Annotated in this window: 12 protein-coding genes; 7 read left to right on the forward strand and 5 right to left on the reverse strand. The window is 57.7% G+C overall.

Features of this window, described 5'->3' with window-relative positions; all coding sequences use genetic code 11:
- Positions 1-125 precede the first annotated feature (125 nt).
- The 5 genes from NR193_RS24890 to NR193_RS24910 all read right to left on the reverse strand — a co-directional run bounded on the left by NR193_RS24890 (position 126) and on the right by NR193_RS24910 (position 3,919).
- Positions 126-497 (reverse strand): DUF488 domain-containing protein, encoded by a 372-nt coding sequence (locus tag NR193_RS24890; protein ID WP_256753398.1) that lies wholly within the window; start codon positions 495-497, stop codon positions 126-128.
- Positions 494-715, reverse strand: coding sequence for a hypothetical protein (locus NR193_RS24895; RefSeq protein WP_256753399.1), 222 nt, complete (start codon positions 713-715; stop codon positions 494-496). The genes NR193_RS24890 and NR193_RS24895 overlap by 4 nt, the downstream gene beginning before the upstream one ends.
- A 38-nt stretch (positions 716-753) precedes the next feature.
- On the reverse strand, positions 754-1,161 hold the full coding sequence (locus tag NR193_RS24900) for a cytochrome c family protein (RefSeq protein ID WP_256753400.1): 408 nt from the start codon (positions 1,159-1,161) through the stop codon (positions 754-756).
- Positions 1,162-1,277: 116 nt separating this feature from the next.
- Positions 1,278-3,047, reverse strand: coding sequence for a GMC family oxidoreductase (locus tag NR193_RS24905; RefSeq protein ID WP_256753401.1), 1,770 nt, complete (start codon positions 3,045-3,047; stop codon positions 1,278-1,280).
- Positions 3,048-3,070: 23 nt separating this feature from the next.
- Entirely contained in the window at positions 3,071-3,919 is an 849-nt protein-coding gene (locus NR193_RS24910) for a gluconate 2-dehydrogenase subunit 3 family protein (RefSeq protein ID WP_256753402.1), read from the reverse strand.
- Positions 3,920-4,146: 227 nt separating this feature from the next.
- Between NR193_RS24910 and NR193_RS24915 the strand changes: the two genes are divergently transcribed.
- The 7 genes from NR193_RS24915 to NR193_RS24945 all read left to right on the forward strand — a co-directional run bounded on the left by NR193_RS24915 (position 4,147) and on the right by NR193_RS24945 (position 9,040).
- Positions 4,147-5,001 carry a LysR family transcriptional regulator gene (locus tag NR193_RS24915; RefSeq protein WP_256753403.1) on the forward strand — a complete coding sequence of 285 codons (855 nt, stop codon included), beginning with the start codon at positions 4,147-4,149 and terminating at the stop codon, positions 4,999-5,001.
- Positions 5,002-5,465: 464 nt separating this feature from the next.
- A complete protein-coding gene (locus NR193_RS24920) occupies positions 5,466-6,119 on the forward strand; it encodes a BON domain-containing protein (RefSeq protein ID WP_256753404.1) in 654 nt (217 codons plus the stop codon).
- Positions 6,120-6,619: 500 nt separating this feature from the next.
- Entirely contained in the window at positions 6,620-6,910 is a 291-nt protein-coding gene (locus NR193_RS24925; RefSeq protein WP_256753405.1) for a DUF6522 family protein, read from the forward strand.
- A gap of 62 nt (positions 6,911-6,972) precedes the next feature.
- Positions 6,973-7,773, forward strand: a complete 801-nt coding sequence (locus NR193_RS24930) for a succinate dehydrogenase iron-sulfur subunit (RefSeq protein ID WP_375162737.1) — start codon at positions 6,973-6,975, stop codon at positions 7,771-7,773.
- Positions 7,774-7,788: 15 nt separating this feature from the next.
- Complete coding sequence (gene sdhC, locus NR193_RS24935) at positions 7,789-8,187, forward strand: succinate dehydrogenase, cytochrome b556 subunit (protein WP_256753407.1); 399 nt, start codon at positions 7,789-7,791, stop codon at positions 8,185-8,187.
- A gap of 4 nt (positions 8,188-8,191) precedes the next feature.
- On the forward strand, positions 8,192-8,578 hold the full coding sequence (gene sdhD, locus NR193_RS24940; RefSeq protein WP_256753408.1) for a succinate dehydrogenase, hydrophobic membrane anchor protein: 387 nt from the start codon (positions 8,192-8,194) through the stop codon (positions 8,576-8,578).
- 21 nt (positions 8,579-8,599) lie between these two features.
- Positions 8,600-9,040 (forward strand): cyclic nucleotide-binding/CBS domain-containing protein, encoded by a 441-nt coding sequence (locus tag NR193_RS24945; RefSeq protein WP_256753409.1) that lies wholly within the window; start codon positions 8,600-8,602, stop codon positions 9,038-9,040.
- Positions 9,041-9,100 lie beyond the last annotated feature (60 nt).

Consider the following 9,100-nt stretch of genomic DNA (forward strand, 5'->3'; position numbering starts at 1 on the left):
ACGTCCATCGATGATTTGATGGGGTTTCTTTAGTTTGGTTTCCGGAAAGATGATTTGCTCTCGCTGTTGTGATCCACGCCCTATGTCTTTGAAGGCAATGGCAGTGCAGGAGAGACGTGGCGTCTCTATCGATGTCTCAGCAAGATCTCTCTGAGGACGACGGCATCGTTGTGGGCCTCGTCATGAGCCGAGTAGACGAGTGTGACGGCGCCCTGCCGTATCATGTCGCGCAGTCGGTCGAGTTCATCGCGATGCTCATGGATTTCCGCCGCATATCGCCGGCGGAATTCCTCCCAGCGGGCCGGATCGTGTCCGAACCATTTTCGAAGCTCGGTGCTTGGCGCGAGTTCCTTCATCCAATGGTCGATGGCGGCCTCGGTCTTCTTGACTCCGCGCGGCCAAAGCCGGTCAACCAACACTCGCTTGCCATCGTCGGCAGTAGGGCTCTCATATGCCCGTTTCAATTTTACTCTCTCGACTAAGATTTTTTCGCTCATCGACGTCGTGTCCTGTCGGTCTCCGTGTCGTTGACAGCATCGAGAAGGCCGGCGAATTCGTTTCTAAGGATTACCCCGTCGGCTTGATCTGATGCGAATACGAAGATGTCGCCGCGATATCGCTCGATCCAGTGGCGTCCCGCACCATGGCTGCGCAGGTAGTCACCGATCTGATGAACCGTAGAATACCCCAGACCCTGGTGCAGGATGAACTTCATAAAGGTTGTACTTTGCAGCCGGGACAGGTCCCCCTGACTCAGGGGCCGACCTTCTGTCCTTGAGCGTTGAACTGTTTCAGATAGGCGATCACGTCGGCAACCTCCTGGTCCTTGCTGAGACCGGCGAATGTCATCTTTGTGCCGGGCACCAGTTTGCGCGGGGCGCGCAGGTAGGTCGTCAGCGTCGGTTCATCCCAGGTCAGACCCGAATTCTTGTTCGCCGTGGAATAATTGTAATCGGGATACGCGCCGGCCCCTCGGCCGACGACCCCGTTCAAGACCGGACCTACTCCGCTCTTTGCGTCAGGGCCGACCTTGTGGCAGGCCATGCACCTCCTGAAGACGACGGCGCCGGCTTCGGCGTTGCCGGGGGACGAATCCTCAGCATGGGCCGATCCGACTGCAGTGAGAATTGCGGTCGCCAATCCAAGCATGGTCGATTTCATGGTTGCTTCTTTCAGTGAGCGGCGGGCCGGTTCCGGCCGAACCGGCCTCCTGCAATATCGGGTTCAAAACACACACAGCCTGCCGGACCCGAACCGCGGATCCGGCAGGCGTTGCCTCAGGAGGAAACTAGTGGGCCAGGGTTCTTCAGATACTGGTTCTTGATCGCGTCCACCGCCCAGTAGGCAAGAGCGCCTACCGGTCCGGTCGGGTTCTTCCCCGCGTTCTGGGGAAACACGCAAGCGCCGGTGACGAACACGTTTGGAACATCCCAGACCTGAAGATATTTGTTCAGAACGCTGGTGTTCGGATCGGCGCCAAAGACTGCCCCGCCTGTGTTGTGCGTGCTTTGATAAGGCACGATCGAATAGGGCACGGGGGGAATGCTCCGATCGACCTTGGTCGCACCCATCTCCTTGGCGATCTTCACGCAGATGTCAGCCTGACCGTTCATCTGCTTCACCTCATTGTCTTGGAAGTCGAACGTCATCCTCATCAGTGGACGCCCAAAGACGTCGGTGTAGGTCGGATCGAGGCTGAGATAGTTCTGTCGGTAGGCCATCACGGCGCCTTGATTGCCTACGCTGGCCGCGTGGTCATAGTTGTCGACCACTGCCTTTTTCCACTCAGAACCCCAACGCGGGGTGCCATGCGGTGTTGGATGCGACTGGATGGGCCGGGCGCCCGAGTTGCTGCAGCTGATCCCGCCGCCGCCGATGTAGCCGGCTTTCACGAAATCGTAGTTGTCGCCGTTGAAATCGTCCATGGTCGTGCCGAGCGCGCCTGCGCCCATGAAGCGGTTCAGGATAGTATCCTTGTCGAAGAAGGCCGTAGCTCCTCCACCGCACTGATAGGCATAGTTGCGGCCGACCACGCCTTTTCCCGTTGCCGGGTCATAGGGCAGGCCTATCCCCGAATGCAGCAGCAGGTTGACGTTGCCGAGCGCATAAGCCGAGAGGATGATGAGGTCGGCAGGCTGTTCGAACTCCCGCCCGCGTGCGTCGAGATAGGTGACGCTGACCGCCTTCTTGCGGGTCGAGTCGAGATTGACCTTCAGCACGATCGAGTTGGTGCGCAGCTCGAAATTCGGGTTCTTCACCGCCAGCGGAATGACGGTGAAATGCGGGCTCGCCTTGGCATTCGCCTCGCAGCCGAAACGCTCGCAGAAGCCACAATAGTGACACTGGCCGAAGGCCACGCCATCGGGATTGACGTAATCCCGTGACGCGTTTGACGAGGGATTGGGGAAAGGGTGGTAGCCGAGATTGCGGGCCGCCTTCTCGAACATCACCATGCTCTGCGCGGCAATCATCGGCGGATTGGGGTACTCGTCCTTTCGCGATCCCTCGAAGATGTTGCCACCATCGATCTTCCGGCCATTAATATTGCCGGCCTTGCCGGAGGTGCCGCAGGTTTTTTCGAATTTGTCGTAGTAGGGTTCGAGATCGTCATAGGTGATCGGCCAGTCCTGCAGATGCATGTCCGAAGGAATGATCTTTTCGCCATATTTGTCGACCGTCCTGGTACGCGCCTGGTGGTCCCATTCGAGCCAGCGCCAGGTGACGCCGTTCCAGTGAACGCCTGCGCCGCCAACGCCCTGGCCGGGCAGGAACGAGCCGAGTTGACGCATCGGCAGCGCCGTTTGCGATTCACTGTTGCGGAATGTGATGGTTTCCCGCCGCACGTTCTGCATGAGGTCGTAGCGGGCGGCGTAGCGCAGCTCGTCATGGATCTGCGGGTCGATGAAGTCCGGATTGGTGTCACGTGGGCCTCCCCGCTCAAGGGCGACGATTTTCAGCTTAGTCGACGCGAGCTCCTTGGCGATGATGCCGCCTGTCCATCCAAGGCCGACAATCAGGACATCGACAGCGTTGAGCTTGGTGGCCATGTTATAGTCTCCTTTTCCGTCGGCTAGATGAGGTCCTGAATGCCTTTGGGTTCAGCCTTGTAGGGCCTGTTCCGGAAGGGTTCGATCTTGTCCATGTACATGGCGTCTGCGCCTGGGAACCCGATCATCTTCCAGGCCGCCCTGTCCTTGTTCCCGCCATACATCGGGTCGGCGAAATAGCCCTCGATCGTCAGCTGAAGCAGCAGTCCGAAGAAGGTCGCGGTCGGCACGGTTGGGAGTTCGACCTTCCCGCCCTCGAGATCGGCCAGCACCGCGGCACGATCTTTTGCCGAAAGGCCGTCGAAGGTGCTCTTGTGGTTTTTCTGCACGAAGGCATTGACGTCGGCGATGCCGGCCCGGATCAGTTCCGATGGCGTTATGGGCAATTGATAGCCCTGCTCGGGCGTACCCTCGCCAAATGGCCCTTCCAGATACAGGCGGTCACCCTTGCCGTATCCACCGGCCATCTGCCGGTCGATGTAAGTCGCAACGCCGAGTTCCTTGGCGCCGGGGCCTGTTGAATCACTTGGAAGGAGCGTATCGACCGCCGCTTCGATGAAGGCGGATTCGTCCACATTGAAGAATTCATAGCCAGAGCCTCCAACATGAGGTTCGGTGGCGGCGTAGTGATGTTTTGTATCTGTGGCGGTCGCAGCCATGATTTCGTCCGCCGATGCGGATCCGCCAAGCGGCAAAGTACTCGCTGCCGCTCCGGCAGCTCCGGCCGCGCCGAACAGCTTCAGAAAGTCGCGACGCCCCACATCGCCTTGGCTCTTTTCTCTCGTCGACATGATCTCTCCTGTGACGCTGCAGGCAAACGATGGGGAGGATGGAGAAAGCTTGCGCCCGCTCCAACCGGCGCTGCGCAGCATCCAGCGCTAAGCTTGGTGGATTTCCCCGAAGCCTAATGCTCGCGCTTACTACCTAGCAAACGAATTTAATCGACAAATCAGTGCAGTTTTTATGATAGATGGGAGCGTTGATTGCCATCGGACCGCGATATCGCTCGCTCGTATGGCCGCGTAGAGAAATCCGGAGGGTCTATTTCGGAGCGCAATTTAACTGACAATTAAACGCAATTTTTATGTTATGATGGCCTATGGACGTCGAGCTCGCCCGCTCTTTTCTTGAGATTGTTTCCAGCGGAAGCTTCATTCGAGCTTCAAGGCGTTTGAATGTTGCTCAGACGACCGTGAGCGCGCGAATTCGCAGCCTTGAGCAACAACTAGGCCGCCCTCTTTTCGTCCGGAACAAAGGCGGAGCTTCGCTCACTCCCGCCGGCGAGCAGTTCCTGCGCCACGCTCCGATGTTCGTCCAGCTATGGCAGCGCACGCTTCATCAGGTTGCTGTCCCGCCCGGCCGTCGCGCCGTTCTGACTGTCGGCAGCGAAGTCAGTCTTGCTGAACCCCTTCTGCTCGACTGGGTTCGATGGATGCGTCGATCCCTTCCGGATATCGCACTTCGGGTACACGTCGATGTGCCGCAGGATTTGATCAATCAAGTCGCATCCGGGCTCGTCGACGTGGCAGTCATGTATGCGCCCCAGCATCGGCCCGGCCTGAAGATCGATCTGCTCATGGACGAAAAACTCGTTCTCGTGACAACCAACCCTGAAGCACGCCTGGTGGACCGCATAGACTACGTGCACGTAGATTGGGGGCCGGATTTCACGCTTCATCATGGGATGAATTTCCCGGATGTCGCGCCAGATCTTTTGATGGATCTTGGCCCGCTTGCGCTCAATTATATTCTTTCGGCTGGCGGATCCGGTTATTTCAGGATGAGGGTGGTCGAGCCTCATATTGAGGCTGGTCAGCTTCATCTCGTGCCCGAAGCGCCGCAGTTTTCCTACCCGGTCTATGCGGTGCAATCTGCTAACGCCGATGAACTCATATTAGGCCCTGCCTTGGCTGGACTGCATTCCATTTCAAATGGCAACGCCGAACCGGCATAATTCCGCGTTTGCCCCGACATTGCTGGCTGCTTGAAGCGTTGTCCCTCTTGTCGATGCTGAAAGTAGTCCCGGCGGGAACATGAGATCGACTGTCGTTCCAGATCCTCGCTCGCTGGCAATGCGGACCTCGCCGCTTTGTCGAAAAGCCACTTTACGAACGAAGCGATCACCCCGCTCGGCCGGGCGCGAAGGCTTCATCGGAAACACATGGAAAATCAAAAAGGGAAGGGCCGCGTCGTGTCGCCATTGGAACCGAAAATGACTGCAAGATAATTGCGCTGAAATCATCATAAATTTCGTTTGCCTTGTTCTGAAAGAATGACGAGGCTCTAGAGCGGCGCATCGGCAATATCGGATGCCGGTGTCGCCGGGTGCCAGAGCAGTAACGTCGTCCGTCTGCGTCAAGGCGACCTTTCTCGAGGCGTGCAGGTGCCGAGTGTTGATCCACTATAAGGAACTGTGACATGCGATTCGACAGAGATATTAAGCAAGACCTGGAAAGCGAACTGAAATGGGACCCCGACATCAATGCCACCGACGTCGGTGTCACCGTCAAAAAGGGCGTCGTCTCGCTTACGGGCTACGTGCCTTTATATATGCAGAAGTACGAGGCGGAGAATGCGGCGAAGCGAGTCAAAGGTGTCCTCGGCATCGCCAACGACATTGAAGTTCACCTTCCATCCAGCCATCAAAAGACAGATCCGGAACTCGCGCGGGCCGCAATCGAGGCAATCTCCATCGAGCTTCCCTCCTCCCACGATCGGTTCAAGGTCATCGCGAAAGATGGTTGGCTTACCCTGGAGGGCGACGCCGAGTGGCAATATCAGCGCAATCAGGCTGAATCCGCCACGCGCAAACTGCACGGCGTCAAAGGCGTCATTAATCGCGTGGTGCTAAAGCCGCGCGTGGCACCCGTGGAGATCAAGGCCAAGATCGAAAATGCCTTCAAGCGAAGCGCGGAGGTCGACGCGCAGCATATCAGCGTCACCGCCGATGGCGGCGAAGTGATCCTCGTCGGAGCGGTAAGCTCGTGGTCAGAAAAGCAGGAGGCCGAGCGAACCGCCTGGCGAGCGCCTGGCGTCGTCAGGGTCCACAACCACATCAACATTGTCGGCTAGGTCATAGCCTTCGGCGGCGAACCCGGTCGTCGCCTGAAACCAATGCGCTGCGCACTGGCCGTCATCGCAAACTTTTCCGGCATATGCGGCGAAGCGATCGCCCTCTTTCCAGAGCACTTCCGACCGTTATACGCTGGCAGCATTCTTTTCTGCGAATTGGCGTCGCCTCGCCAGCCGAGAACGGCGCGGTCCGCGGGTCGAGCCGACGGCCACTTTTGTAGCCGGGAGCGATAATTGATTCCTTAAATGAAGAAGGGAAACGGGCATTATCTGCTGACGAATCGAGATAGCCGACACTGAGCCCGAAGCCGGTGGTTTACCTTTCATTGCATTCCCGCCTCTTTCGGAAAGGAAACTGGCGATGCTCAAGCCAAAGACGAACGATGGGCAGGCAACAAGCTGATCGAGTCTGACGTGGGACTGCGCAGCAGTCTCCTGCCGATACTGATCGGCGCACTACAAATGGCCGCTCTTGAAGGGCCGCCGCACAGTGATTGATGATGGCGACGATCAAATTCGAAGATGATGAAGTGCAGGTCGATGCCGCGATCATTGGCAAGGGGCTCGGTGTTGACCCTTCGGTTGTCCAGCCTCTCATTCGGGAAGGCAAGATAGCGAGCAGGCATGAGCGCGGAGAAGGTGCAGATGCCGGGCGCTTACGGCTGACATTCTTTTTAGGCAATCGTCGGTTCCAGGTCATTGTCGACGACGCCGGACGGATCATCCAGCGATCTGCCGTCGATTTTGGCGATCGCGCTCTGCCCAAAGCACTTCGAAAGCCAAGCGGATGAACGAGGATAAAAGGAGCCCCTTTCTCATCGAATCCTCAGACCAGCTTCCCCAAGTGACGGTCTTGAAGCGGTTTCCGCTGCCTAGAAAACTAGGCGTCGGTAAAGAATCTCGAATAGGAAAAGGGAAACTCTGGCCTGTGCCTGCGGCGGGCGCAGCGCGTGTAAAGACATTCGAGATTTACCGCTACGATCCCGACTCCGGCGACAATCCGGTCATAGACATCTTCGAAATCGATCTCGACGACTGCGGCCCGATGGTTCTGGACGCCCTCATCTGGATCAAGAACAAGGTCGACCCGACCCTAACGTTTCGCCGCTCATGCCGCGAAGGCGTGTGCGGCTCCTGTGCGATGAACATCGACGGCACGAACTGGCTGGCGTGCACAAGATTCATAGCGGATACAGAGAAGCCAGCAACAATCTATCCCTTAAGCAATATGAGGATCATCAAGGATCTGGTTCCCGACCTCACGCACGTATTTGCCCAATACGGCCTCATCGAACCCTGGCTCCATTGCAAAGCGACCGCGCCGGAACACGAGCGCCTTCAGTCGCCGGCCGAAAGAGCTCAGCTTGACGGCTACTATGAGTGCATTCTCTGCTTCTGCTGTACGTCGGGATGCCCCAGTCATTGGTGGAATGGCGATCGCTTCCTCGGTCCTGCCGCGCTGCTGCATGCCTACCGCTGGCTCATTGACAGCCGCGACGAGGCGACTGGCGAACGGCTCGACGATCTGGAGGATCCTTTCCGACTCTACAGATGCCACACGATCCTCAACTGCACACGCACATGTCCCAAGGGATTGAACCCAGGCAAGGCTATCGCCGAGATCAAGAAAATGATTGTCGAGCGGGCAGGCTGAGGGAAGGGGGAAGAAATGAAGATCACAACCAGCCGCATGCGGCCGCTTTCTCCCAACATTCAAATCTACCGACCACAACTTACCTCGGTTCTCTCGATCGCCAATCGCATCACCGGCGTCGTCCTGAGCGCTTTCGCGGTGTTCCTGGTGGTCTGGCTTTCTGCCGTCGCCACCGGTTCGCAAGAATTCGCCACCGTTCAAAGTGTCACAGGATCCTGGATCGGGCAGGGTTTAATGATCTCAGGCCTGTTTTCCTTCTTCATGCATCTCTGCGGCGGGATCCGGCATTTGTTCTGGGACGCGGGATATGGTTTTCAACTTCGCACGATCTATGCCTCCGGCTGGGCAGTGGTCATAACAAGCTTTTTGCTCACGGGGGCAACATGGGCGCTCAGCATCTACATGGCAGGATAAGAAGGTGCACAAGCAGGATACGCGCTCACCGCTAAGCCGCGCGACCGGGCTCGGCTCGGCCAGCAAAGGCGTCGGGCATTGGTGGGCCGAGCGCGTAACGGCTATTGCACTGGTTCCTCTGACTATATGGTTCCTGGCGTCTGTGATCACCGTCACTGGCAGGGACCATGCTGGTGTCGTCACTTGGCTCAGGACGCCGTCCGCTACGATCTGTATGGTGCTGCTGCTGGTGGCGCTGTTTTATCACATGGCCCTCGGACTTCAGGTTGTAATCGAGGACTACGTTCATTCCGGAGCGAGATTTCCGGTGTTGATAGCGATTCGCTTGGGCTGCTTCGCGCTGGCCGTAACTGGCATTGTCGTCACGTTGCGTATCTCCTTGGGCGGCTGATGGAGGGGAAAGGACGAACAAATGCTCGTTGATAGAGTCGTGCCCATTGCCCGCAAGAGGCTTGCCACTATTGGATATGATGCGCCCTTGCTTGAAGCAGCGCGACTGCTTGGCGGTTCATCGGACCTGGTCGTTGTCTGCGGCCCCGATGGGCTTTTGAAGGGCGTGATTACGAAAACGGATATCGTAAGGCAGGTCGGCCGATGCCAAGGTTCAACCTGCCAGATCGCGGTATCGTCGGTTATGACCGCGGACGTCATCATCTGCCGGCCGACGGACTGGTTGCACGACGCCTGGTCGATCATGAAGGAGCGCCGACTGAAAAACATCCCCGTCACCGATGCGGAGTCTCGACCGATCGGAGTGCTCAACGCACGAGATGCGCTTGAGGCCCTCATGCTGGAGGTGGAACAAGAAGAGACGCTTTTGCGCGATTATGTGATGTGTGTTGGCTATCGCTGATGTCTATGCGGCGGCCGAGACCGAGTAGCTTGATGCCATCATCGAATAGTCTGCGGGCAG

The sequence above is a fragment of the Mesorhizobium sp. Mes31 genome (genome assembly GCF_024519675.1).
Taxonomy (GTDB): Bacteria; Pseudomonadota; Alphaproteobacteria; order Rhizobiales; family Rhizobiaceae; genus Mesorhizobium.